Source organism: Streptomyces sp. NPDC058662 (assembly GCF_042716255.1).
In the GTDB taxonomy this organism is placed as follows: Bacteria; Actinomycetota; Actinomycetes; order Streptomycetales; family Streptomycetaceae; genus Streptomyces.
The window spans coordinates 6,649-32,950 of sequence record NZ_JBHXRU010000006.1; the positions used below are offsets into that span (position 1 = coordinate 6,649).

14 protein-coding genes are annotated in these 26,302 nt (G+C 75.8%); 8 read left to right on the forward strand and 6 right to left on the reverse strand.

Going from position 1 to position 26,302, the window contains the following annotated elements; translation table 11 throughout:
- Positions 1 to 219: 219 nt before the first annotated feature.
- Positions 220 to 405: a DUF6104 family protein gene (locus tag ACFWUQ_RS04265; protein WP_008741559.1), complete on the reverse strand. Its 186-nt coding sequence runs from the start codon at positions 403 to 405 to the stop codon at positions 220 to 222.
- A 92-nt stretch (positions 406 to 497) separates the two neighbouring features.
- On the opposite strand from ACFWUQ_RS04265, the gene ACFWUQ_RS04270 reads away from it, so the two are divergent.
- From ACFWUQ_RS04270 to fxsT, 5 genes are all read left to right on the forward strand, one after another.
- Complete coding sequence (locus tag ACFWUQ_RS04270; protein ID WP_384532528.1) at positions 498 to 2,612, forward strand: trypsin-like peptidase domain-containing protein; 2,115 nt, start codon at positions 498 to 500, stop codon at positions 2,610 to 2,612.
- 22 nt (positions 2,613 to 2,634) lie between these two features.
- Positions 2,635 to 3,717, forward strand: a complete 1,083-nt coding sequence (locus ACFWUQ_RS04275; protein ID WP_384532531.1) for an AAA family ATPase — start codon at positions 2,635 to 2,637, stop codon at positions 3,715 to 3,717.
- Positions 3,718 to 3,825: 108 nt separating this feature from the next.
- On the forward strand, positions 3,826 to 8,076 hold the full coding sequence (locus tag ACFWUQ_RS04280) for an SAV_2336 N-terminal domain-related protein (RefSeq protein ID WP_384532534.1): 4,251 nt from the start codon (positions 3,826 to 3,828) through the stop codon (positions 8,074 to 8,076).
- Between the two features lie 410 nt (positions 8,077 to 8,486).
- Positions 8,487 to 9,743 carry an aKG-HExxH-type peptide beta-hydroxylase gene (locus ACFWUQ_RS04285; RefSeq protein WP_384532537.1) on the forward strand — a complete coding sequence of 419 codons (1,257 nt, stop codon included), beginning with the start codon at positions 8,487 to 8,489 and terminating at the stop codon, positions 9,741 to 9,743.
- Positions 9,744 to 9,882: 139 nt separating this feature from the next.
- Positions 9,883 to 12,891 carry an FxSxx-COOH system tetratricopeptide repeat protein gene (gene fxsT, locus ACFWUQ_RS04290; RefSeq protein ID WP_384532540.1) on the forward strand — a complete coding sequence of 1,003 codons (3,009 nt, stop codon included), beginning with the start codon at positions 9,883 to 9,885 and terminating at the stop codon, positions 12,889 to 12,891.
- 97 nt (positions 12,892 to 12,988) lie between these two features.
- On the opposite strand, the gene ACFWUQ_RS04295 is transcribed toward fxsT, so the two are convergent.
- The 4 genes from ACFWUQ_RS04295 to ACFWUQ_RS04310 form a co-directional block, all read right to left on the reverse strand.
- Positions 12,989 to 16,864 (reverse strand): multifunctional oxoglutarate decarboxylase/oxoglutarate dehydrogenase thiamine pyrophosphate-binding subunit/dihydrolipoyllysine-residue succinyltransferase subunit, encoded by a 3,876-nt coding sequence (locus ACFWUQ_RS04295; protein WP_384532543.1) that lies wholly within the window; start codon positions 16,862 to 16,864, stop codon positions 12,989 to 12,991.
- Between the two features lie 258 nt (positions 16,865 to 17,122).
- Positions 17,123 to 18,220, reverse strand: coding sequence for an ATP-binding protein (locus tag ACFWUQ_RS04300; RefSeq protein WP_384532545.1), 1,098 nt, complete (start codon positions 18,218 to 18,220; stop codon positions 17,123 to 17,125).
- Positions 18,217 to 18,957, reverse strand: coding sequence for a response regulator transcription factor (locus ACFWUQ_RS04305; protein ID WP_384532548.1), 741 nt, complete (start codon positions 18,955 to 18,957; stop codon positions 18,217 to 18,219). The genes ACFWUQ_RS04300 and ACFWUQ_RS04305 overlap by 4 nt, the downstream gene beginning before the upstream one ends.
- A 416-nt stretch (positions 18,958 to 19,373) precedes the next feature.
- Positions 19,374 to 19,979: a hypothetical protein gene (locus ACFWUQ_RS04310; protein ID WP_384532551.1), complete on the reverse strand. Its 606-nt coding sequence runs from the start codon at positions 19,977 to 19,979 to the stop codon at positions 19,374 to 19,376.
- Between the two features lie 35 nt (positions 19,980 to 20,014).
- Here ACFWUQ_RS04310 and ACFWUQ_RS04315 point away from each other — a divergent pair, with 35 nt between their 5' ends.
- On the forward strand, positions 20,015 to 21,412 hold the full coding sequence (locus tag ACFWUQ_RS04315) for a hypothetical protein (protein WP_384532554.1): 1,398 nt from the start codon (positions 20,015 to 20,017) through the stop codon (positions 21,410 to 21,412).
- Positions 21,413 to 22,332: 920 nt separating this feature from the next.
- The gene (locus ACFWUQ_RS04320) at positions 22,333 to 23,163 is read left to right on the forward strand and encodes a sulfurtransferase (RefSeq protein ID WP_384532792.1); all 831 of its coding nucleotides are present in this window, start codon (positions 22,333 to 22,335) and stop codon (positions 23,161 to 23,163) included.
- Between the two features lie 194 nt (positions 23,164 to 23,357).
- Here ACFWUQ_RS04320 and ACFWUQ_RS04325 read toward each other — a convergent pair whose 3' ends face one another.
- Positions 23,358 to 23,687, reverse strand: a complete 330-nt coding sequence (locus tag ACFWUQ_RS04325) for a hypothetical protein (RefSeq protein ID WP_384532556.1) — start codon at positions 23,685 to 23,687, stop codon at positions 23,358 to 23,360.
- Positions 23,688 to 23,873: 186 nt separating this feature from the next.
- On the opposite strand from ACFWUQ_RS04325, the gene lon reads away from it, so the two are divergent.
- A complete protein-coding gene (gene lon / locus ACFWUQ_RS04330) occupies positions 23,874 to 26,270 on the forward strand; it encodes an endopeptidase La (RefSeq protein WP_384532559.1) in 2,397 nt (798 codons plus the stop codon).
- The last annotated feature ends 32 nt before the right edge of the window (positions 26,271 to 26,302 follow it).

The following is a 26,302-nucleotide window of genomic DNA, read 5'->3' on the forward strand; positions in this document are numbered from 1 at the left end:
CCGCCCTCACGGCCCTCCAACATCAGCGCCTATTCCCCCGCATTGTTTGGGGAAACATCGCCCCCTGTCGCTTCCCCCCCCCCACCCCGACCGGGGGGGGGCCCCCCCCCCGGCGCCGGCCCCCCGCCGCGCGTGCGCGAGGTGCGCGGCCGCCTGCCTCGGGCGGCTTCCTCCTCGCCGAGGCCGTCCTGCCGGGGGCGACCGGACCGGCGGCGGACGCTACTCGTCGTCCGCCTCGTCGTCGTCCAACCGGGCCAGCCAGGTGGCAAGGCGTTCCACCGGGACCTCGAAGTCCGGGTTCAGGTCGACGAAGGTGCGCAGCTGCTCGGCGAGCCACTCGAAGGTGACCTCCTCCTCGCCGCGCCGCTTCTCCAGCTCCTCGATGCCGCGATCGGTGAAGTACAAGGGGGGCTCCGTGCCGTGATGGGGTGTTTCCCGCCAGGATAATGCGATGCGCGGAGAGACCTCCCCCCGCGGTGTACCCGGCGGTAGCCTGGATGCCTCACGAGTGGGGGGCGCGGATGACCGACGGGCGCACGGCCGGTACCGCGCGCGCCTTCGAGCTCCTCGAACCCCTCGTCCACGCCGCGACCGTACGCGTCCACGCCCCGCCGCGCGGGTATGGGACCCGCAGCGGCTTCCCGCCCGGACCGACGTGGGGCAGCGGTTTCTTCATCGCCCCCGGCTGGCTCCTGACGTGCGCCCATGTGGTCGGCGAGGGGGGTGCGGCGGTGCGTCTGACGGGGCGCGAGGTCGGCATCACCTTCTCCGCCGGCGGCAACGGCGCGACCGGGACCGTCGCCGGGCGCGTGGAATGCGTCCTGCCCGAGCGGCTGGAGGAGCGCCGCCCAGGCCCCCGGGCCCTGTGGGACCTGCCCGACCTGGCGCTCGTACGGGTCCTCGCGCCCGTCTCGCACGCCTGCGTCTGGCTGACCGACCGGTCCAGGCCCCGCTTCGACGAGGTCGCCTACTTCGGCTGCACCGAGGACCTCGGCACACCCGAGATCACCGGCCGCACCGCCCGGCTGCACGGTACCGCCGGGAACGGCGCCGCCATCCGGCTCGGCGGCGACGACGACATCGACCCCGGCATGTCGGGCGGCCCCGTGGTGGACCTGGCGCGCGGCGAGGTCGTCGGCGTGGTCAAGGCCCGGCGTTCCGGTGCCGGGGGCGGGCTCGCCGTGTCCGTCGTCCAGCTGCGCACCCTGCCGACGGCCGCCCGGGGCCAGATCGGCCTCTACCGGCGGGTCATGCAGGCCCATGACCTCTACCACTACGACCAGCACCTGAGCGACCTCCAGAGCCGCCGCACCTGGACGGACGTGCACGGCGAGCTGCCGTCCGAGGAGGCCGACGCGTACGGCGGCCGGGGGCGGCTGACCCCGGGCGAACGCACCACCCTGTGCGGGCTGCTCGCCGAGCTGCCCCCGCCCGGTTCCTCCGAGGTCGTACGGGCCCTCGTCGAGGCGGCCCGCGGAGAGGAACCGGACCCCCAGCCCCCGGCCCCGCTGAGCTGGCGCGACGGGCTGGGGCTGCTGCACGACCCGCCCGGCGGTACGGGGGAGGCCGCCGCGATGCTCCGCTACGCGACGGACGTCAGCGCCGCCGACTACCGCGAGCCGCCGACCCCGGGCGCCGACGAGGAGCTGTGGGACTGGGTACGGGCCACGGCCGAGCGGTTGTGGCGGCCGCTGCGGCGGGAGCTCGGGGAGCGCCACGAGCGGGGCCTGGCCGAGCGCGAGCGGCGCCGGAGGTCCTCGGCGGGCCGGCCGGCGCACGGCCGGGCCCGGCCGTCGGGCGGACTGGTGCCGGGGGCCTCGGTGCTGCTGGAGGTCTGGGCGCACAGCTGGGAGGACGTGTACGACTGGCGGGTCTCGGTCCTGGCCGGCCCGGCCCGTCCGGGGCGGGTGACACCGGTGGACGAGGGGGTTCGCGCCACTCGGGCGGGCCTGCCCGAGGCCGTACGGGCGCCGCTCGCGGAGGCGTTCCGGCGGTGCGACACGCACGCGGCGGCGGCGCTGCTCGAAGTGGCCGTCGCGCCCGAGCTGTTCGGCCTCGGGGTGCAGGAGTGGCGGCTGGTGGGCGGGGTCCCGGTGGGGGTCCAGCGGCCGGTGGTCCTGCGGCATCCCGTCGGCGGCGCCGGCCCGGCCGGGCCCGCCGGATTCGCGGCGGCCGACGCCCGGTGGGCCCGGGTGCAGGCGGGCCCGGTCGCGGACGAGCGGGCCGACTGCGCGGGGGGCCGGCCGCGCGCCCCCTCGACGGAGTGGCTGTCCGGGCTGCCCGACAACACCGTCCCGGTGCACTGCCGGGCCCCCGACGCCGAACCCACGCTCGGGTCGCTGCACGCCGCCCGGGAGGCCGGCTACGGGGTGGTGGTGTGCCGGCAGCCCCCGGCGGACCCGGCCGCCTCGTGCGCCCCCTTCCACCGGGGCCTGCGCGAGGAACTGGCCGACGCGGGACAGGCGCAGACACTGCCGCTGCGGATGCAGGCGCTGCGGGGGAGGGCGTACGGGGCGGACCCGGACGCGTACTGGGCGGCGGGTGCCGCGCTCGTGTGGGACGACCCCGCGCGCGCCCTGCCCGAGGACGAGCCGCTCCAGGGGGACCTGTGACCGGCAGGAGGGAGCAGCGGCCATGAACGACGAATGGCTCATCTACCGGGGGGTCGGTGAGCCGCACGACGGGATCGACGCCCTGCCCGATCCCCCGCCGTGGCGCGACTTCGACGGCGGGCCCGTGGAGGCGCCGCCGGGTGGTTCGGGCGGGGTGGGTGGTTCAGGCGGTCCGGGCGGTCCGGGCGAGGGGGCGGCCGGGGCGTCCGAGGGTGCCATCGCCCGGCGGCTAGGGGCGCACCGGCAGGCCGCCGAGCTGCACCGGCCCGAGCCCGAGGAGCTGGAGGCCATCAACGCGGCGCTGTACCTGCGGCGGCCGCTCCTGGTGACCGGCTTCCCCGGGACCGGGAAGTCCACCCTCGCGCACGCGGTGGCGCACGAGCTGAAGCTGGGGCGCGTGCTGCGCTGGCCCGTGGTGTCGCGGACGGTGCTCCAGGACGGGCTGTACCGGTACGACGCCCTCGCCCGGCTCCAGGACGTCCAGATCGCGGCGAGCGGCGGGGCCTGGGGCGGGCCGGGTGAGGGGCCGGGCCGGGTGCCCGGCATCGGCAAGTACATCCGGCTCGGTCCTCTGGGCACCGCGCTGCTGCCCGCCACGCGGCCCCGGGTGCTCCTCGTCGACGAGCTGGACAAGAGCGACATCGACCTGCCGAACGACCTGCTGAACGTGCTGGAGGAGGGGGAGTTCGCCCTCCCCGAGCTGGAACGGGTCGCGGACACCGAGCCGGAGGTCCAGGTCCTGAACGACGACGGGGCGAAGGTGACCGTACGGGGCGGCCGGGTGCAGTGCCGGGCGTTCCCCTTCATCATCATGACCAGCAACGGCGAACGTGACTTCCCGGCCGCCCTGTTGCGGCGCTGCGTCCAGCTCAAGCTCGGCCAGCCCGGGGAGAAGCGGCTCGCCACCATGGTCCGCGCCCACCTCGGGGAGGAGGCCGCCCGGCTCGGGGCCGAACTGATCCGCGAGTTCCTCAGCCGCTCCCAGTCCGAACTGGTCGCCGCCGACCAGCTCCTCAACGCCGTCTACCTCACCCACTACGCCGCCCCGCCCACCCGGGAGGACCTCGCCGACCTGCTCATCCAGCGCCTCGACCGGCCGAGGTGAGGGGCCGTGCCCCCACCGTCCGACGCGACGACGCCGCCGCCGGCATCGTCACCGCCGTCGTCACCGTCACCGTCCGCGTCGGCGCCATCGGCGTCGGGCCCGCCGCCGGTGCCCGGGCCCGGGGCGACCGGCGGGGCCGGCGGGTCCGGCATCCGGGAGCTCGCCGCCCTGCTCCGGGAGGCCGGGCTCGATCCGACGGCCGGGGAGCTCGCCGACGCGCTCTGGCTGGCCGGCCGGATCGGGCCCGGCCCGGGGCCCGGCGCCGCGCACGCGTGGCCGCCCGGATCGGCGCACGGGCCCGGCGCGGGAGACCGCGCCCCGGGGTCCGGGCCGGGTCCGGGAGCCGAGGATTCGGCCGGCGCGGGGGAGAAGCCGCATTCGTCCGCGGGGACGCCCGAGGAGGCGGAGGGCCCGGTCGGGCTCCACGCGGCCCAGGAGCCCCCGTACCGGGCGGGCTCGGAGGCCGGCGGGGCGACCGTCGCGGACGGGCCCGGAGCGGTACGGCCCGGGGACGCCGCCGCCCCGGAGGGACCGCCGGGGGAGCGGGGGGTGCCCGTACGGGTGCCGGGGGCGGCGGCGCTGCCGCGCATCCTGGACATCCAGCGGGCCCTGCGCGTCCTGCAGCGGCACCGGCCGCCCGGGCCGCCCACCCGGACGGTGCTCGACGAGCCGGCCACGGTGGAGGCCAGTGCCCGGGCCTGCGGGCTGATCATCCCCGTGCTGCGCGGGGAGAGCCGGCGCGAGGCGACCGTACGGCTGGTGATGGACGCGTCGCCCTCGATGGCGGTGTGGCAGGAGATGTTCGAGGAACTGCGTTCCGTGTGCGAGCGGTTGGGGGCCTTCCGGGACGTCCAGGTGCACTACCTGCACCGGCTCGCGGACGGCACGGCGGCGATCGGGCGCGGCCCCGCGCCCGGGGCCGGGATGCGGTCCGGCGAGCAGTTGCGGGACCCGACCGGACGGGCGCTGACCATGGTGGTCTCCGACTGCGCCGGGCCGCTGTGGCGGGAGGGCGCGGCGCAGCGGCTGCTGCACCGGTGGGCCGAGTGCACCCCGTGCGTGGTCGTGCAGCCGCTGCCGCAGCGGCTGTGGGGGCGCAGCTGGCTGCCGACCGAGCGGGGCACCCTGGCCCGGGTCGAGGGCGGGGGCGGGAAGCTGCGGTTCCGCTCGGACCGGCCGCCGTGGCCCGGGCGGCCCACCGGGGGCCTGACGGTGCCCGTGCTGCCGCCGAGCGCCACCGCGCTCGGTGCGTGGGCGCGGCTCGTCGCCGGGCTGGGGGCGGGCCCGGTACCGGCCGAGGTGGCCCGGGTCCGGGCGGACCACCCGGCGGCGCGGGTACCGCCGCCGCGTGCCGAACGGCCGCCGCGCGAACTGGTGTCGCGGTTCCGGTCCTCGGCCGGGCCGCGCGCCGTCCAGCTGGCGGTCTACCTGTCGGCGGCGCCGCTCACCGTGCCGGTGATGCGGCTGGTGCAGCGCACGATGCTGCCGGACTCGGAACCGTCCGACCTGGCGGAGGTCCTGCTGAGCGGGCTGCTGCGGCGGGTGGGACCGCCGGCGGGGCAGTGGTACGAGTTCGTACCCGGGGTGCGGGACGTGTTGTTGGGGCCGCTGGGGCGGGACGAGGCGGCGCTGGTGCTCAAGCACTGCTCGGAGTACGTGCTGGCGCACTTCGGGCGCGGGGTGCGGAACTTCCCCGCCCTGGCCGTCTCGCAGCTGACGGGCGTGCCCGTCGCGCTGCCGGAAGCCGGGCCGCGGGACCCCGTACGGGCGCCGGCCGGGCGGCTGCCGGAGGCGTTCGCGCAGGCGTTCGCCCAGGTCTCGGCCAAGGTCGTACGCCGGTACCTGCCCGGGACGGCGGCGGGCCCGGCGCCCGCCCCGCCGCCGGCCGCGCCGCCGGCCAGGGCCCGGGCGGCCGCGGTGCGCGAGGCGCGCGAACGGCTCGCCGACGGGGACGCGCGGGCCGTGTACGAGGCGGTGGCGGTACTGCGGCACGCGGTGGCCGCCCCCGAGGCGCCGGGCGACCAGCCGGGGGAGGCGGAGGCCGAACTGGCGGGGGCACTGCTGCGGTTGTGGGCGGAGCAGCGCGACCCGGAACTCCTGGCGGAGGCCGAGCGGGCCGTGGCCGCGCCCGCGCTGCGGACGGTCGCGGCGGCGCGGGCGGTACTGGGCCGGGTGCTGTACGAGCGGGCGCTGGAGGGCGAACCGGACGCGGAGCTGCTGGGCGCGGCGGAGCGGGAGTTCGCGGCGGCGGGGGCGACGGGGGACGCGCGGCTCCGGCGCGACTGCGCGGTCCACCGCGCCCGCACCCTGCTCCACCTCAGCGCCCTCCACGCCGACCCGACGCCCCTGCACGAGGCCCGCACGGCCCTCACCCCCCTCACGGCGGCGTGGCCGCCGCAGCCGCCGCCTGAGCCGCCTGCGCCGCTTGAGCCGCTTGGGTCCCCGCAGTCGCAGTCGCCTTCGCAACCGCCGCCTGGGCCGCCTGTGTCCCCTCCGCCCGTGAGCCCCCCGCCGGGCGGCGAGGGCGCGGAGCGCCTGACGCCTGAGGCCGGGCGGGCGGCCGCTCCCGCGGGGGCGGCCGCGCCGCCCGGGGAGGCCGGTCGGTCGGGCCCGTCGTCCGGCGCGGGGCCGGGGGCCGAAGCCGGCGTTGGCGTGGGTGCTCCGCCCGGGGAGGCCGGCCGGTCGGGCCCGTCGTCCGGCGCGGGGCCGGGGGCCGAAGCCGGCGTTGGCGTGGGTGCTCCGTCCGGGGAGGTCGGCCGGTCGGGCCCGCCGTCCGATGCGGGGCCGTCGTCCGAGGCTGCCGCCGGGGCGGCCGTTCCACGCGCCGACAGTGACCCCGACGGTCGGCGGGGCTCCGCCTCGGCCGGGGACGGCCCTGCACCGCCGGATGACTTTTCGGGGAGCGGTGGCTCGGGCCGTACCAGGCCTGATGTTCCTCCGCCCGTCTCCGTTCCGGTCGGGTCGGAGCGGGCGGACAATGAACTGGCGGGCGAACGCGCGCGCCCGTCCGACGCCGCTGAGGAGTCCGCCGGGCAGGAGTCGGCCGCCGACGCCGACGCCGACGCCGCCGTCGCTGGAAGCGAGTCGGCCCCGCCCGGGGCGGCGGATGCGGCGGACCCTCTGCTGTCGCGCGGGACGAGGGAGACGGCCGAGCCGGTCGAGGCGGCGCCCCCGCCCGGGGCGGCGGCGTCCTGGGTGGGCGGGTCCGTGCCCCCGGTTGCGCAGGGTGGTGCCGAGGCGGCTCCTGCCGGTGGTACGGGGCCCGGTGCCGGACCGGGCGCCGCTCCCGGGTACGGCAGCGGGAGCCCGGCCGAGCCCGGGTCGGGGGACGCCGAGGTGCAGTTGGTGCTCGGACAGGTGTTGGTGGCGCTCGTGCCGCACGCCTCGGGGGCCGGAGAGCGCGGCGCCCTCGCGGAGGAGGCCGCCGCGCGGCTGGGGGCGGTGCTGGAGGTGCGGCTGGGCGGTCCCCAACCGGCGTCCGAGCCGGTGGCGCGGGTGCGGCTGGAGCTCGCCGGGGCGCTGCGGCACCTCCCAGGGCGCCTGGAGGAGGCGGCCGGGCAACTCGGCGCTGCCCTGGAGGAGCCCGGACCCGACCCGGAACTGCGCGTCGCCGCCCTCGTCTGCCTCGCGCGGGTGCACCGGGCCCGGTACGCGCGGGACGCCGACCCGGCGGCCCTGGAGGATGCCGCCGAGGCGTACGGCCGGGCCCGGCGGCTGATTCCCCGGGACGCCGAGGCCTTCGCGGAACTGCTGCCGGAGTGGGGGGACGTACTCCTGCACCGTGCCCGCGCGGCGCCCGACGGGCGGCGGTTCACCGGGGCCGCCGTGCGGGTGCTGCGGGACAGCCGGGCGGCGGTCGCGCGGTCCGACCCCGGGTCCGCGCACCGACTGCTGCGGCTGGCCTCCGGGCTCCGGCTGCGGCACGCGTACGAGGGCGACCCGGTGGACCTGCGCGAGGCGGAGTACCTGCTGGAACTGGCCGTCCGGCAGAGCCGCTGCCCCCTGGAGCGGGCCCGGGCCTGGCAGGACCACGGGGACGTGCAGCGGGAGATCCACGGCCACACCCGGGCTGCGGACCGCCTCGACCGGGCGGTGGACTCCTACCGTCGGGCCTGGCGCTCCGCGCTGGAGGCGGGCGGGGACGAGCACCGCCGGGAGGAGGACCGGGGAGCGGCCCTCGGGCTGGCCGCCCGGGCGCAGCAGTCACGCGGCGAGGTACTGGAACGGCTGGCCCGGCCCCGCGCCGCGCTGGCCGCCTACCGGGCCGCCCTGGAGCTGTGGCAGCGGCTCGGGGACCCGCCCTCGGAACACCGGGAGGCCGCCCTGTCCCGGGTCCGCGCACTGGAGTCGAGCCCCTGACGCACCGCCGCGACCCGGGGCAGGGGAGGGGCAGCGCTGAAGCCCCCCGAAGCGGCGAGGGGACACCCGACACGGTGGCGAGACCGCCAAACCCCACCCCGCCTCCGGCCCCGCCACCGCCCCGACCCCGCGCCCCGGGGCGGCGGTTGACTGTTTTCCGTCGTTAGGCGGGCCCGTCCGGAGGGCAGGGATGCAGCGTCCGCAGCGGGAGGTAAGGCGATGAGGCACACGAAGGCCGGCTGCGCCGGGCTGCCCCCGCACCGGAATCGCTCCCTCCGGGACCGGCCCGCCTGCCACGCGCCCCGGCGGTACGCCCGCCTCGACGTCGCCGCCCCACTCCCCGCCGCCCCACTCCCCGCCGCCCCGCGTACCCCGCCCCGCGCCGACGGCCGCCCGACGGGGGCCGCCTCGTGAATCCGGCGCTCACCTCCTTCGACGTCTCCTCCCGCACCCTGCGCGCCGTCGCCTCGACCGAGCCCTCCCCGGACGGCACCCGCCTCGTCCGCGACATCCGCCGCTCGAAGCGCCTGGTCCTGCTCCGCGAGGTCCTCGACGCCGTTCCCGATGGCCCGGCCGGGGAGACCGCCGACCACTGGGCGCTCCTGGAGGACGCCGAACGGCACGCGCCCGCCGCCGTGCGCGACGTACTGCACTACCCCGCCACCGGGGTCTGGGCCGAGGAGACCCTGCGCCGCCTGCACGCCCCCCACGGACCCGCGCCCGACCTCGCCCACCTCGGGGCCGTCGCCGTCGCCGCCGCCCTGCGCGCCGGGATCGGCTTCACCGCCACCCTGCGCCCGGTGCACGGCCGCCTCGTCCTGCCCACCCTCGGCCTGCTGCGCCCCGAGCGCCCCGGCCCCCTCGCCCTGACCGAGCGCTCCTGGGACCCCGAGGACCCCGCCACGCTGCCCCTGCACACCCTGCCCGGCGGCAGCACCACCCTCGACGACCTCGACCCGTACCGCGCGCCCCGCCCGTCCCGCCCGGCGCCCGTCCGCCCGGCCCGCCGGCTCACCGCCAAGGGGCACAAGCGCTGGGACACCCAGTGGGCCGGCGCGCTCTCCCTCCTCCACCGCTACGACACCACCCGCGCGGAGGAGACCGTCCACCTGCTGCGCTCCGTCGTACCCCTCGCCGGAGGCTCCCGCTCCAGCCGCGTCACCCCGCCCGCCGCCGCCGGGTCCGTACTGGCCCGGGCCCAGGCCCCGCCCGCGCTGGCCGCCACGCTCGTCCACGAGGTCCAGTACGGCAAACTCGTCGCCCTCACCGACGTGCTGACCCTGCACACCGCCGACCGCACCGCCCGCCACTGGGCCCCGTGGCGCGCCGACCCCCGCCCCCTGGAGGGGCTCCTGCACGGGGCCTACGCGCACCTGGCCCTGGCCGGGTACTGGCAGCGCGCCGCCCTCTACGGGGCCCGGGGCGCCTGGGCCCAGCACGCCCGGATCCGGGCCCAGGTGGCCGCCGTCCTGCCCGCCCTGCGCGCCCACGACCGACTGACCTCCGCCGGACGGGAGTTCACCGACGCGATGGCCGCCGCCGAACGGGCCATGGACGAACTGCCGCCGCCCGGGGACCAGCACGCCACCGCCCGCCGCGCCGTCGACCGGGAGCGCCGCGCCTGGCGCGAGGCGCACCCCGAACTCGCGCCGTTCGCCGACGGCTGAGCGGTGGCGGACCGGCGGCGGCGGACCCGCAGCAGTGGACCCGTGGCAGCGGACTCCGCCCCGGTGACGTCCGCGACAGGTCCCCCATCCCGTCCGGACCCCCACCCCGTCCACCGCCCGCACCCCAGGAGACGGCAGCATGACCGGTAGTCGTCAGGAACGCGACCCGGCGGCGCGCAGGCCGCAGCGGCCGCAGCGCTTCGTCATCAGCTTCGCCGGTTTCAACCGCCCCTGGGCGGTGTGGATCGCCCACCGCCTGGAGGAGCACGGCCACCGCGTCGCCCTCCAGCGCTGGGACCCGCAGGGCGGCCCCGGGCTCGCCCCCGCCCTCGACGACCTCGCCCGCTCCGGCAGCCGGGTCCTGCTCGTCCTCAGCGAACGGTACTTCTCCGCCGGCACGCACACCGACGAGGAGTGGAACACCGCCCTGCGCACCGTCACCGACCGCCACCCCGAGCGATTCGCGGCCGTCTGCCTCACCGACGCCCCGCTGCCCAGCGCCGTCGCCGTCCTGGAGAAGACGGACCTGTGGGGACTGGACGCGTACGAGGCCGAGTACCGCGTGCTGCGCCGGCTGGAACTGCCCACCGACGGGATCGGAGCCGAGACCGGCCGCCGGGGACCCCGCTTCCCCAACGACCCGCCCGAGGTCTGGGGCCGGGTCCCGCGCCGCAACCCGCGCTTCACCGGCCGCAACGACGTCATCGGCGCCCTGCGCGCGACGCTCACCGAGGCGCCGCCCGGGGCCTCCACCGTCACCCTGCTGGGGCTCTCCGGAGTCGGCAAGACCCAGGTCGCCACCGAGTACGCCTACCGCTTCGCCTCCGAGTACGACGTCGTCTGGTGGGTCCCCGCCGAGGACCGGCCCACCCTGCGCGAACGCCTCGCCGACCTGGCTCCGGCCCTCGGCCTGCCGCCCGGCGCCGGCCGCTACGGGGAGCAGATCCGGGCCGTCCTCGAAGCGCTGCGGCGCGGGGCCCCGTACCACCGCTGGCTGATGGTCTTCGACGGCTGCGACAACCCCGACGACCTCGCCGACCTGCTGCCCTCCGGCGCGGGCGACGTCATCATCACCTCCCGCAACCGCGCCTGGGGATCCCGGCACACCAGCCTGCTCGAAGTCCCCCTCTACGCGCGGCCCGAGTCCGTCACCTTCATCCGCCGCCGGGCCCAGCGGCTGACCGCCGCCGAGGCCGACCAGCTCGCGGACGCCCTGGAGGACTACCCCCTGGCCCTCGACCAGACAGCCGGCTGGCTCGCCGACTCCCCGCTCACCGTGGACGACTACCTGGAGCTGCTCCGGCGCCGGCTGGACTCCCGCGACGCCGTCACCCTCTCCGACGACTACCCGCTGCCCTTCCCCACCGCCCTCGCCATACTCCTCAACAACGTCCGGGAGAACTTCCCCGACGCCCTCGCCCTGCTGCGCCTGTTCGTCTTCTTCGCACCCGGACCGGTACCGCTGCGGCTGCTGCGCGAGTTCCCGGCCGAGGACGTGCCCGAGGACCTGGCCGGGCTGCTCAACGACCAGATCCGGTGGAACGCCGCCCTGAACAAGCTCGTGCAGTTCTCCGTCGTCCGCCTGGAGTACTCCGACCTGCCCGTGGAGGAGGGTGGCGGGCTGGAGACCGTACAACTGCACCGCATGGTCCACGGCATCGTCCGCGAGGACCTCGCCGAGGACGAGGCCGAACCGCTCGCCCGCGCCGTCCGCCAGGTGCTCGCGGCGGCCGACCCCGGCCGGCCCTCCGACGCGCGGCTGTGGCCCCGCTACGCCGAGCTCGTCCCCCACCTGACCACGTCCGGAGTGCTCGCCAGCGGCAACCCCCGGATCCAGAACTTCCTCCTGCACTGCCTGCGCTACCTGCTGCTCGCCGGCGAGTACCGCACCTGCCTGCGGCTGTCGCAGGAGACCGACCGGGCCTGGCGCGCCGCGCTCGGCGAGGACCACCCGATGGTGCGGGAGCTGAGCTACCCGTACGGCGGAGCCCTGCGCAACCTCGGCCTCTTCCGCAGGGCGGAGGCCCTCACCCGGGCCGTCGCCGACCGGCTCGAACGGGAGCGCGGCGGACGGGACCTGCAGACCTTGCGCGCCGGAAGCGCGTACGGGGGAGTCCTGCTGTGCATCGCGGACTTCGAGCCGGCCCGCGAGATCTTCGAGCACGGCCTGGCCGCCTACCGCGAACTGCTCGGCGAGGACGACCCGGTCACCCTCGACGCCCAGAACAACCTGGCCGCCACCTACCGCCTCCTCGGCCGCTACCAGGACGCCTACGACCTCGACCTGGACACCCTGCGCCGCCGCGAGCGGGTCCTGAAGGCCCTGCACATCTCCACCCTCGCCTCCGGGATCGCCTGCGCCATGGGACTGCGGCTGATGGGCCGCTACCGGGAGGCGCAGACCCGGCAGGAACAGGGCGTCAAACTCAACACGCAGGTCCTCGGCCCGGACCACCCGCAGGCGTTGCGGGCCGAGCACAACCTCGGACTGTGCCTGCGCCGCTGCGGCGACACCGCCGGCGCGGGGCTGCGCCTGCGGACGGTGTGGGAACGGGCCACGAGGGTCTTCGGGGCCGACTACCCGTGGACCCTGATGGTCGCCTCCGACTACGCCACCTACCTGCGCGAGTACGGGGACATCAGCCAGGCCCGCCGGATCTCCGAGGACGTGGTCGGCGGCTACCGCGCGCAACTGGGCCCCGCCCACCCGTACAGCATCGGCACCGCCGGCAACCTGGGCCTCGTACTCCGCGCCCAGGGCGAGCGCGCCGAGGCACTGCGCCTCGCCGAGCAGGCCCTGACCGCGATGGGCGACGCGCTCGGGGACCGGCACCCCTGGACGCTGGGCTGCGCCCTCAACGCCACCGGGCACCGCAACATCAACGGCCGCCTGCAGGAAGCGCTGGACCTGAGCCGCGCCACACTGCGCACCGCGGAACGGGTCCTGGGCGCGGACCACCCGATGGCGTTGAGCGCCCGGATCGCACTGGCGGCGGACCTCCGGTCGGTACGCGAGGACACGGAGGCGGCCGCGCACGAGGACGCGGCCATCGAGGGCCTCACCCGCACCCTCGGCGCCCAGCACGTCCACACGCTCTCCGCCAAGCAGCGCACCCGCCCGTACTGGGACTTCGAGCCGCAACCGTAACGGGCACGGGGCCCTTCGCCCCCCCGCGGGCGGGTGCGGTATGCCGGAAGGCCCGGCCCCCGAGGGGGGCCGGGCCTTCCGGGTGGTGCGGGGGCTGTCAGGCCTCGAAGACCTCGTTCAGGAGGAGCTGCTGCTCCGCCTGGTGGCGCTTGGCGGAGCCCACCGCCGGGGACGAGCCGTGCGGGCGCGAGACGCGCCGCAGGCGCTCGCCCGCCGGGACCTCCGCGCCGACCGCCAGGTCGAGGTGGTCGATCAGGTTCAGCGCGATGAACGGCCACGCGCCCTGGTTCGCCGGCTCCTCCTGGGCCCAGATGTACTTCGCCGCGTTCGGGAACTTGGCGATCTCCGCCTGGAGTTCCGCGCCCGCCAGCGGGTACAGCCGCTCGATACGGATGATCGCCGTGTCGGTGATGCCGCGCTTCTCCCGCTCGGCCTCAAGGTCGTAGTAGACCTTGCCCGCGCAGAAGACGACCTTGCGGACCGCGTTCGGGTCCACCGTGCTGTCGCCGATGACCGGGCGGAACGAACCGGTCGTGAACTCCTCCGCCTTCGACGCCGCCGCCTTCAGACGCAGCATCGACTTCGGGGTGAAGACGATCAGCGGCTTGTGGTGCGGGTTGTGGACCTGCCAGCGCAGCAGGTGGAAGTAGTTCGACGGCAGGGTCGGCATCGCGACCGTCATGTTGTCCTGCGCGCACATCTGCAGGAAGCGCTCGGGACGGGCGGAGCTGTGGTCCGGGCCCTGGCCCTCGTAGCCGTGCGGCAGGAGGAGCGTGACGCCGGAGGTCTGGCCCCACTTCTGCTCGGCCGAGGAGATGAACTCGTCGACGACGGTCTGCGCGCCGTTGACGAAGTCGCCGAACTGGGCCTCCCAGAGGACCAGCGCGTCCCGGCGGGCCAGCGAGTAGCCGTACTCGAAGCCCATGGCCGCGTACTCGGAGAGCAGCGAGTCGTAGACGTTGTACCGGGCCTGGTCCTCGGAAAGGTACTGCAGCGGGGTGTAGTCCTCGCCGGTCTCCCGGTCGATGAGGACCGCGTGCCGCTGTCCGAAGGTGCCGCGGCGGGAGTCCTGGCCCGACAGCCGGACCGGGGTGCCCTCCATCAGCAGCGAGCCGAAGGCCAGGGTCTCGCCCATGCCCCAGTCGATCGTGCCCTCGTCGATCATCGACGCGCGGCGCTGCAGCTGCGGCAGCAGGCGCGGGTGGACGGTGACATGCTCGGGCACGTTGACCTGGGACTCGGCGATCCGCTTGACGACCTCCTGGGAGATCGCGGTGTCCACGCTGACCGGGAACACCTGCGCGACCTGCGCGGGCGCGACCGGGCCGCCGGCGGCCGGCTGCGTGGCGGCCTCGCGGACCTCCGCGAAGACCTTCTCCAGCTGGCCCTGGAAGTCCTGGAGCGCCTGCTCGGCCTCCTCCAGCGTGATGTCCCCGCGACCGATGAGGGACTCGGTGTACAGCTTGCGCACCGAGCGCTTCTTGTCGATCAGGTCGTACATCAGCGGCTGCGTGAACGCCGGGTTGTCGGACTCGTTGTGGCCGCGGCGGCGGTAGCAGATGAGGTCGATGACCACGTCCTTGTTGAACGCCTGGCGGAACTCGAAGGCGAGCCGCGCGATGCGGACCACGGCCTCCGGGTCGTCGCCGTTCACGTGGAAGATCGGCGCCTCGATCATGCGGGCCACGTCGGTCGCGTACATCGAAGAACGCGAGGACTCCGGGGCGGCGGTGAAGCCGACCTGGTTGTTGATGACCACGTGCACGGTGCCGCCGGTGCGGTAGCCGCGCAGCTGCGACATGTTCAGCGTCTCGGCGACCACGCCCTGGCCCGCGAAGGCCGCGTCGCCGTGCAGGGCCAGCGGCAGGACGGTGAAGTCCGTGCCGCCCTTGTTGATGACGTCCTGCTTGGCGCGGGCGACACCCTCCAGGACCGGGTCCACGGCCTCCAGGTGCGAGGGGTTCGCGACGAGCGAGACCTTGATCTGCTCGCCGTCGAGGCCGGTGAAGGTGCCCTCGGCGCCCAGGTGGTACTTGACGTCGCCGGAGCCGTGCATCGACTTCGGGTCGAGGTTGCCCTCGAACTCGCGGAAGATCTGCGCGTACGACTTGCCGACGATGTTCGCGAGCACGTTCAGACGGCCGCGGTGGGCCATGCCGATGACGACCTCTTCGAGGCGGGCCTCGGCGGCCGAGTCGATGACGGCGTCGAGCAGCGGGATGACGGACTCGCCGCCCTCCAGCGAGAAGCGCTTCTGGCCGACGTACTTCGTCTGCAGGAAGGTCTCGAAGGCCTCCGCGGCGTTCAGCCGGCGCAGGATGCGCAGCTGCTCCTCGCGCTCCGGCTTGCTGTGCGGGCGCTCGATGCGGTCCTGGATCCAGCGGCGCTGCTTCGGGTCCTGGATGTGCATGAACTCGACGCCGGTGGTGCGGCAGTACGAGTCGCGCAGGACGCCGAGGATGTCGCGGAGCTTCATCATCGACTTGCCGGAGAAGCCGCCGACCGCGAACTCGCGCTCCAGGTCCCACAGGGTGAGGCCGTGCTCGGTGATGTCGAGGTCGGGGTGCTTGCGCTGCTTGTACTCCAGCGGGTCGGTGTCGGCCATGACGTGGCCGCGCACCCGGTAGGAGTGGATCAGCTCGAAGACGCGGGCGGCCTTGGTGACGTCGTCGTCGTGCGAGGCGTCGATGTCGCGGTTCCAGCGCACCGGCTCGTACGGGATGCGCAGCGCCTCGAAGACGTCGTCGTAGAAGCCGTCCTCGCCGAGCAGCATGTTCGCGACGACGCGCAGGAACTCGCCGGAGGCGGCGCCCTGGATGACGCGGTGGTCGTACGTCGAGGTCAGGGTCATGACCTTCGAGATGCCCAGCTTGTTCAGGGTGTCCTGGGAGGTGCCCTGGAACTCGGCGGGGTAGTCCATCGAGCCGACGCCCATGATGACCGACTGTCCGGGCATCAGGCGGGGCACGGAGTGGACGGTGCCCAGACCGCCGGGGTTGGTCAGCGAGACGGTGACGCCGGTGAAGTCGTCCATCGTCAGCTTGCCGACGCGGGCCCGGCGGACGATGTCCTCGTAGGCCTGCCAGAACTCGAAGAAGTTGAGCGTCTCGGCCTTCTTGATGCCGGCGACGACGAGCTGGCGGTCGCCGTTCGGCTTCACGAGGTCGATCGCGAGACCGAAGTTGATGTGCTCCGGCTTGACGAGGGTCGGCTTGCCGTCCTTCTCCGCGAAGGAGTAGTTCATCGACGGCATGGCCTTGATGGCCTGCACCATCGCGTAGCCGATGAGGTGGGTGAAGGAGATCTTCCCGCCCCGGGCCCGCTTGAGGTGGTTGTTGATGACGATGCGGTTGTCGAACAGCAGCTTCACCGGGACGGCGCGGACGGACGTGGCCGTCGGCACCTCCAGGGAGGCGTTCATGTTCTTGGCGACGGCAGCCGCCGGGCCGCGGAGCGTCACCAGTTCGGGGCCCGCGGGGGCCTCGGTGGCGGGCGCGGCCTGCTTGGGGGCGGCGGGAGCGGGAGCGGCGGCGGCCGGTGCGGCGGCCGGGGCCTGGGAGGTGACAGTCACAGCAGAGGCACCAGAGGGGGTGGCAGGAGCAGGGGCAGGAGCTGACACAGGCGTGGGCGCGGGGGCAGGGGCCGGCGCAGACGCTCGCGCGGTGCTCGCCGCCCCCGTGGCGGCGTCGGCGGCCTGCGGCGCTGCGGCGGCGGTGGCGGCCTGTGCGGAGGCGCCGTCCGTCGTCGCGGACTTCTTCGGCTCTTCCGACTTGGGCGGAGCGACGGCGCCCCCCGGCTTGTAGTCGGCGAAGAAGTCCCACCAGGCCCGGTCGACCGAGTTCGGGTCCTGGAGGTACTGCTGATAGATCTCGTCGACGAGCCACTCGTTGGCACCGAAGCCTGAGGCGGGGTTGTTCCCGCCCCCTGCTGCTTCGGTCGTGGTGCTCGTATTACTGGGGGACTGTGGCGACACGGCGGCAACCGCCCTCTTCCGCTTCACAAGGTATGGACAGCGGGAATAAAGGCTACGCCTCTCGGGGCGCTCCCTGCAGACCGGGCGGGACTTCCGTCACGCAGGTCACATCGAACGGCGGGTTTCGCCGCCTGGAATGGCGGGAAACAAGCGTGGTTCGGGTAGGGAACAGCGTGGTTGCGGCCCCCGCGGCTTCGCACCCCTGACGACCCCGGGCACGTGTGGCCGAGATCATGTCCTTCCCACTCGAACCCTACGTCAACGCGGCGCCCGGGAGCTGCCCGGCAGTGTGACAAGGATTCGGCAGCCCCGTGACGATTCGGCCACCCCGATGTGCCCCCCGTGCAGTTCCACCGCCCACCGGGCGATGGCGAGGCCCAGCCCGGTGCCGCCGTCGCCGCCGCCCGCGTTGCCACGGTTGAACCGCTCGAAGACCCGCAGCCGCTCCGCCTCCGGGATGCCGGGACCCTCGTCCCGTACCTCCAGGGCCAGGCTCCCGGGCTCCTCGCCGGCCCGGGCCCGGACCGTGACCCGGCCGTGGGCGGGGCTGTGCTTGACCGCGTTGTCGATCAGGTTGGCCACCACCTGGTGCAGCCGCTCGGCGTCGGCGTACGCCGTCAGCTCGGGCGGGAAGACGTCCAGGTGCAGGTGCACGTCGTTGCGGGTGTGCCCGCCCGACCCGGAGGACAGCCCCGGCCGGCCCGCGGCCGCCAGCCCCGACTCCTTGAGGACCCCCGACAGGTACGGCCACACCTCGAAGCGGCGGGCGCGCAGCGGGACGACCCCGTTGTCCACCCGGGACAGGTCCAGCAGCGTCTCCACGAGGCGGCCCAGGCGCTCGGTCTGCTTCAGCGCCGTGCGCATCGTCTCCGGGTCGGCGGCCGAGACCCCGTCCACGACGTTCTCCAGGACCGCCCGCAGGGCCGCGATCGGGGTGCGCAGCTCGTGCGAGACGTTCGCGACCAGCTCCTTGCGGTGGCGGTCCACCGCTTCCAGGTCGTCCGCCATCAGGTTGATCGTCGCGGCCAGGTCGCCCAGCTCGTCCCGGCGCCCGACGCCGTGCACCCGGCGCGTGTAGTCCCCGCGGGATATCGCCCGGGCCACCGTCGTCATGTCGTCCAGCGGGGCCGTCAGGCTGTGCGCCACGAACTGGGTGATCAGCATGGAGGCGATCACCGAGAAGACGGTGATGAAGCGCAGCTCGGTGTCGGTGCGCAGGGCCACCAGCAGCAGGCCCGTCGTGATGAAGACCGAGACCACCACGAGGGTGCCCAGCTTCGTCTTGATCGAGAACGGCGAGAAGGGGCGGAGCCCCCCGGACGGGGACCGGGCGGGCTGCCCGGGCAGGCCGCTCATGCCTGCGCCGGGGTCTCCAGGGCGTACCCGACGCCGTGGACCGTACGGATCCGCTCCGCGCCGATCTTCCGCCGCAGCGCCTTGATGTGGCTGTCGACCGTACGGGTGCCGGACGCGTCGGCCCAGTCCCACACCTCGGCCAGCAGCTGTTCCCGGGACAGGACCGCACGCGGGGTGCCGGCCAGGCACACCAGCAGGTCGAACTCGGTCGGCGTCAGGTGCACGTCCTCCGCCTGCACCCGGACCCGGCGCTGCGCGTGGTCGATCTCCAGGTCGCCCAGCCGCAGGGTGGCCCCGCGCGGGGCGTGCGCGGCGAGCGTGGCCCGCTCGACACGGCGCAGCAGGACATGGACCCGGGCGGCGAGCTCGCGCATCGAGAACGGCTTGGTCATGTAGTCGTCGGCGCCGACGCCGAGCCCCACCAGCAGGTCGGTCTCGTCGTCCCGGGCCGTGAGCATCAGTACCGGCACCGGCCGCTGCGCCTGCACCCGGCGGCAGACCTCCAGCCCGTCGAAGCCCGGCAGCATGATGTCGAGCACCAGCAGCTCCGGCAGCCAGCTCTCGGCCGCGGCGACGGCGGCGGGGCCGTCCGCGGCCGTCTGCACCTGGAAGCCCTCGGCGCGAAGTCGGGCCGCGATGGCCTCGGCGATGGTGCGGTCGTCCTCGACGACGAGCACGCGCCGCTGCGCGCCGGGTGTCGCCGCGGCGCCGTTGTGGGTGGTGTGTGTCTGTTCCATGTCCCGGTCCCGCCCCATGAAGATCTGCGTGGTGGGGTGCAGCGTAGAGGAGGCACCGGCCTGCGGCTATGCGGGGTTCGGACAGGGCATTTGTGCGGAACGCCCTGGTAGGGCGGAGGTTGTGCCGGGTGCCGGGACCCCTGCGGGAGCGGCCTCGGGGCGTGGGGCGGCCGTGCGGCGCCCGGCCTCGGAGGCCGGCCTCGGAGGCCGGGCGTCGGGCCCCGCCGGGGGTGGGGGCGGCCGCGGCGGCGGGGTGACGCGTACCCCCGGCCGCGCGGCCCCGGCGGCCGCGGACCGGAGACGGGATTCGGGGGCGGGAACGGGCGGGATTGGGCTGCGGGATACGGGGGCGCGGTCGGGCGGCGTGGTCCGGCAGTGCGGTCCGTGCCTCCCGGGGCCTGCCGCCCCCCGGCGCATCAGCCCTCGGTCAGCGGGGGCAGCGCCTCCAGCACCCGCGTCAGGGCCGGCGGCAGCGACTCCTGCGCGCCCGCCACCTCGTGGCCGCCGTGGACGAGCGTGAAGAAGTACCCGTCGTAGACCTGCGGACCGCCGGTGGAGATCCTCGGCAGCCGGGCGACGTCCGCCTCGCGCAGCGCGGTGCGCAGGCGGTCGAGGGCCGCGCCCGACAGCCGGCCGGACGATTCCGTCCCCGCCCTGGTGTCCGAACGGCTCCACGAGCCGTCCTCCTTGACGACGACCGTCCGGGTCTCCCCGGCGAAGCCGCCGGTGCGGGAGACGCGGACCAGCGCCGCGTCCGCGGCGGGCGGTCGGGTCCCGGCGGGCGGCCCGGTCGTGGCCGGGCCCGGGGCCGGGGAGGAGGACGGCGCGGGGCCGGTCGCGGGGGCCGTCGCGGGGTCCGTCGTACGGGTCGCGTCCGGGCCGGGTGCCGTCGTCCCGCCCGCCGCCGGGCCCGGTGCGGGGGAACCCGTCCCCTTCCCGTCTCCGCCGGACGGCGCGCAGCCGCCCAGGACCACCGCGCCCAGCAGGACCCCCGTCACCGCCGCCGTTCGGAACGCCCGCACACCCACCTCCGCGAGGACTCTGCCGAACCCCGAGTATGGAGTCCCCACCACCGTACGAACAGCACCCGGAGGCCGCCATCCGCCGCATCGCCCCCTGGCGCGTGCTGCCGCCGCTGCTCGCCTCCCTGCTCGGCCTCTGGGGCCTGGGGCGCGGCGGCAGCATGTGGCGCGACGAGTCCGTCACCTGGCAGGTGGCCCACCGCCCCCTCGGCGGGCTCTGGGAGCTGCTGGGCCAGGTCGACGCCGTCCACGGCCTGTACTACCTGCTCATGCACGGGGTCTTCCACCTGTGGGACGGCGGCCTGTGGGCCCTGCGCCTGCCCTCCGTCGCCGCCACCGCGCTCGCCGCCGCAGGCGTGGCCGCCGTCGGCCACCGGCTCGCGGGGGACCGGGCGGCGCTGCTCTCCGGGCTCGGGTACGCCGTACTGCCGCCCGTGCAGATGTACGCGCAGGAGGGGCGCTCGTACGCCCTGGTCGCGGCGGCGGTGGTGTGGGCCACGTACCTCATGCTGCGCGAGCGGTGGGCTGCGTACGCGCTGGTGCTGCTGGTCGGCTGCTGGTTGCACGAGTTCGCGGCGCTGGCCCTGCTCGCCCACGCCTTCACCGGCCGGCGCTCGCGCGGCTGGTGGGTGGCCGCCGGGGCGGTGGCGGCCCTGCTGCTGCCGCTGGCGCTGGTGAGCGCCCGGCAGGCGGGGCAGCAGCTGGGCTGGCTCGGGCGGCCGGGCTGGGAGGACTGGACGGCGTACGGGGCGGCCGCGGCCGCCGCGCTGCTGCTCGCGCGGGGAGCGGAACGGGAGCTCGTACGGGTCGCGCTCCCGCTGGTGCTGCTGCCGCCGGGGCTGCTGCTGACGCTGTCGCTGGCGCACCCCTGGTACGTGGACCGGTACGTGCTGTACGCGCTGGCGGGCCTCGCCCTGCTGGCCGGGGCGCGGCTGGCGGCGCTGCGCCCCGGCACGCTCCGGTGGGTGTGGGTCTGGCCGGTGGCCGTGGCGCTGCTGGCGCCGACCGCGCTGTGGTCGGTGTGGCTGCGCACCCCCGAGAGCCGCAAGGACGACGCCCTCGCGGTGGCCGCCGCGGTGCGGGAGCGGGCCCGGCCGGGTGACGCGGTCGTGTTCCTGCCGTCGCGGCGGCGCGAGTGGCTGCTGTCGTCGCCCCGCGTGTACGGGGGGCTCCGCGACATTGCCCTGGACCGGTCCCCGGCGGCGTCGCGGAGCCTGCAGGGCACGGAGCTGCCGTCGGTGGAGATCCGGGAGGCGCTGATCGCGTCCCCGCGGGTGATCGCCCTGCTGGACCCGGCCGACCAGCCGGTGGACCCGTACCCGCGGGAGGCGGTCAAACGCCAGACCCTGGCGGCCTGGTTCGACCTCTGCTCCACCACGGAGGTCCGCGGCGCCCGCGTAGCGCTCTACGCCCGCCCCCACACCTGCCCGTAGCCCCCGGGGGGCGGGGGGCGCCCCCGGGCCGGGGCTCCGGGCTCCCGCGGTCGGGGCGGCGCCGGGCCGGGGGAGGCCCTGGTCCGGGCCACCGTAGCCCCCGGGGCGGTGGGGCGGGGGCGGTCGGGGCGCGGGAGAGGCCTGGGTTCGCGGGCGCCCGCGGTCGGGGCGGCGCCGGGCCGGGGGAACGGGCCTCCGTAGCGCGCCGGGCACCTGCCGGGGTTGGGCCCGGAGCTTCGGGGCTCGCCGCATCTGCCCGTAACCGCGACCGGGGGAGGCCTGCGTCCGGGCCCAGGGCTCCGACCCCGCCCTCGGTGCGCCGGCGGCCCGCGGGGCCGGCCCCTGCGCCGGCCCGGGTCCCGGGGCTCGCAGGGCACCCTGCCGTGGCCGGCGCCCGGCAGTCGGGGGCGGCTCCTGCCCGGGCCGGGGGGCCCGAGGCCCGGCGGGCACCCGCCCGTGGCCGGCGCCCGCAGTCGGGGCGACTCCTGCCGGGGCCGGGGGGCCCGAGGCCCGGCGGGCACCCGCCCGTGGCCGGCGCCCGCAGCGGGAGCGGCCCATGTCCCGGGCCGGGGCCTCGGTCCCGCACCGGGGCTGTGGCCGCCGCGTTCGGGGCCCCGCCCCGAGTGCGGGGCGGGGTGGTGGTTCCAGTGGGCGGGGGCGGACGAGAATGGGGGCCCTCCGTGTCGTGCAGTCGGCGGGCCGTCCGCCCGGCGGCCCCGGGTGGCGCGGTCGGCCGCAACCTCCGGAGGTGCCCCGTGCCCACGCCCCGAACCCCCGCGTCCCAGGAGCCCGTACCGCCCGTACCGCCCGTACCGCCTGTACCGCCCGTACCGCCCGTACCGGGACGCCCGAACGCCGTACCACCGGAGGCGGCGGTGGGGGCCCGGGACGCCGCCGCCGGGCTGCGGGGCGGGCCCGAGCTGCCCGGGCCGCTGGTCGGCGTGGACTGGCTGGCCGGGCGGCTCCGTTCGTCCGGGCTCGTCGTCCTCGACGCCTCCGTCGGCGCCCACCGCGGCGCCGACCACCGCATCCCCGGCGCCCGCCCCTTCGACCTCGACGGCGCCCTGTCCGACCACGACGCGCCCGCCCCGCACACCATGCCGGGCCCTGCCGCGTTCACCGAGGCGATGCGCGCCCTCGGCGTCGACGCCACCAGCACCGTCGTCGTCTACGACGGCGCCGGCGTCTACTCCGGCCCCCGCGCCTGGTGGATGCTGCGCGCCATGGGCTTCGACCGGGCCGCCGTCCTCGACGGCGGGCTGCCCGCCTGGACCGCCGCCGGGCTGCCCGTCGAGCCCGCCGCCCCCGCCTACGACGGGCCCCGCGGCTCATTCACCGCCCGCCCCCGCCCGGGGCTGCTCGTCGACGCCGCCGACGTCACCGCCGCCCTGGCCGACCCCGCCGCGGCCGTCCTGGACGCCCGGACCCGGGGACGATTCGACGGCACCGAGCCCGAACCCCGCCCGGGCCTGCGCGGCGGCCACATGCCGGGGGCCCTCAACCTCCCCTTCGGGGAACTCCTCGGGCCCGACGGCCTGATGCGCCCGGCCGACGAACTCCGCGACACGTTCCGGGCGCTGACGGGGCAGCGGGAACGGCTCTACTTCAGCTGCGGCTCCGGAGTAACAGCCTGCGTGCTCGCCCTCGGAGCCGAACTCGCCGGTCTCGGCGGCCGGACCGCCGTCTACGACGGTTCCTGGAGCGAATGGGGCCACCCTTCCCCCACCCGCCCGGTAACCACAGCCACCTGACGGCCCGGACCGCCGACACAGGCGAGCGGCAGGACGGCCGCTCCTCTCTCGTTAACGGACGGGCAAGGGAGGCCGGGTGCGGTCGACCGCCGGTTCGCTCGGTCACGCCGGCACCCGCACCGCGGCCTCCACGCCGGCACCCGCACCGCGGCCTGACGCCGAGCCAACGCGCCGCGTGGAGGCGGCCCGGCCGCTCACCCCGAGGGGTCGAGAGCCTCGGACAGATCGAGTTGGAAGGGTGGGCCGGGGGTGGTCGGCTGCCATGCCGCGGTGAGGGCGAGCTGGATGGCGCGGGCGACATCGGAGGGCAGGACCGGCTGGGAGGGCCGCTCGAACCAGTTGTTCGCATGAAACTGCCCGGTGGTCACCACGAGCACGGAGCCGGAGCAGTCGGCGCGTTCGACCGCGAAGGTGCAGGGGGACCAGCACAGGGCCTGGCTGTACGTGGGCTTGCGCCGGATTCGCCAGCGGTAGGGCACGCCGCTGACGACGAGGCGACGCGATCCCCTTCGATGCAGCGCCATGGCCCTCCCTTTCTCCGGTCAGCAGGAGCGTAACCAGCGTGGGCGAGCCCCCGCGCGCCATTCGAACCGGAGCCGGCCGGGGGCGTCGGGCCGGTGTTCGCCGCCGGCGAACGGGGGTGGGGGAACATCGGGCGGCACGTGTGCATTGAGTCGGCATAGCTCAACTTCACTGCCGGAGGGAAGATCATGGCTTCGACGTCCGTATCGCTCACCCTGCCCGTGCTGCCGCTCGACGACGAGGTCGTGCTGCCCGGGATGGTCGTTCCGCTGGACCTGTCCGACGCCGAGGTGCGCGCCGCCGTCGAGGCGGCGCAGGCCGCGGCGGGCAGCGGGAAGCCCCGGGTGCTGCTGGTGCCCCGGCTCGACGGGACGTACGCGGCGACCGGTGTGCTGGGGACCGTCGAGCAGGTCGGGCGGCTCTCCGACGGGGACCCGGGGGCCCTCATCCGCGGCCGCGAGCGGGTCCGTATCGGCGCCGGGACCACCGGCCCCGGAGCGGCGCTCTGGGTCGAGGGCGAGACCGTCGAGGAGACCCTGCCGGAGCCGCTGCCCGGAGCGGTGGCCGAGCTCGTCAAGGAGTACAAGGCGCTCGCCACCAGCTGGCTCAGGAAGCGCGGGGCCTGGCAGGTCGTCGACCGGGTCCAGCAGATAGAAGGGGTGTCGGCGCTCGCCGACAACTCCGGCTACTCCCCCTTCTTGACGGTCGGACAGAAGGTCGAACTGCTGGAGACCGCCGACCCGGTCGCCCGCCTCAAGCTCGCCGTCAAGGCGCTGAGCGACCACCTCGCCGAGCAGGACGTCGCCGAGTCCATCGCGAAGGACGTCCAGGAGGGCGTCGACAAGCAGCAGCGGGAGTTCCTGCTCCGCAGGCAGCTGGAGGCGGTGCGCAAGGAACTGCGCGAGCTGGGCGGCGAGAAGGAGGGCGAGGAGTCCGACGACTACCGGGCCCGCGTCGAGGCCGCCGACCTCCCCGAGAAGGTACGGGAGGCCGCCCTCAAGGAGGTCGACAAGCTGGAGCGGTCCAGCGACCAGAGCCCGGAGGGCTCCTGGATCCGCACCTGGCTGGACACCGTGCTGGAACTGCCCTGGAACGAGCGGACCGAGGACCGGTACGACATCCGCGGCGCGCGGGCCGTCCTCGACGCCGAGCACGCCGGGCTGGACGATGTGAAGGACCGCATCACCGAGTACCTCGCCGTCCGCAAGCGGCGCGGCGAGCGCGGCATGGGCGTCATCGGCGGGCGGCGCGGCGGGGCCGTGCTCGCGCTGGTCGGGCCGCCCGGCGTCGGCAAGACCTCGCTGGGCGAGTCCGTGGCCCACTCCATGGGCCGCACGTTCGTCCGGGTCGCCCTGGGCGGTGTGCGGGACGAGGCCGAGGTGCGCGGCCACCGCCGGACCTACGTCGGCGCGCTGCCGGGCCGGATCGTCCGGGCCATCAAGGAAGCCGGGTCGATGAACCCGGTCGTGCTCCTCGACGAGATCGACAAGGTCGGCTCCGACTTCCGCGGAGACCCGGCCGCCGCCCTCCTCGAAGTCCTGGACCCCGCGCAGAACCACACCTTCCGCGACCACTACCTCGAAGTGGAACTGGACCTCAGCGACGTGGTGTTCCTGGCCACCGCCAACGTCCTGGAGTCCATCCCGGAGGCCCTGGCCGACCGGATGGAGATCGTCCGTCTCGACGGGTACACCGAGGACGAGAAGGTCGTCATCGCCCGCGACCACCTGCTGCCCCGGCAGCTGGACCGGGCCGGACTGGCCGCCGACGAGGTGGTCCTGGAGGAGGAAGCGCTGAGGAAGATCGCCGGGGAGTACACCCGCGAGGCGGGCGTGCGCACCCTGGAGCGGTCGCTCGCCCGGCTGCTGCGCAAGGTGGCCTCCCAGCACGAGCTGGGGGAGCGGGAACTGCCGCTGCGGATCGGCGCCGACGAGCTGCGCGGGCTGATCGGGCGCCCCCGCCACGTACCGGAGTCCGCCCAGGACCCGGCGGAGCGGCGCACGGCCGTCCCCGGGGTGGCCACCGGCCTCGCGGTGACCGGGGCGGGCGGCGACGTGCTGTTCGTGGAGGCCTCGCTGGCCGACCCGGAGACGGGCGCGGCCGGCCTGACCCTCACCGGCCAGCTCGGCGACGTCATGAAGGAGTCGGCGCGGATCGCGCTCAGTTTCCTGCGGTCCCACGGAGCGGAGCTGGAGCTGCCCGTCGCCGACCTCAAGGACCGGGGCGTGCACATCCACTTCCCGGCGGGCGCGGTCCCCAAGGACGGGCCGAGCGCGGGCATCACGATGACGACGGCGCTGGCCTCGCTGCTGTCGGGGCGGCAGGTGCGCACGGACGTGGCGATGACCGGTGAGGTCTCGCTGACGGGACGGGTGCTGCCGATCGGCGGGGTCAAGCAGAAGCTGCTGGCCGCGCACCGGGCCGGACTGACCACGGTGATCATCCCGAAGCGGAACGAGGCCGATCTGGACGATGTCCCGGCGGAGGTCCTGGCCGGCCTGGAGGTCCACCCGGTGACGGACGTCCGCCAGGTCCTGGAACTCGCCCTGACCCCCGCGGAGGCCCGCATCCCGGCCGCCGCCTGACCCCCGCGGAAACCCGGGTCCCGGCCTCGGCC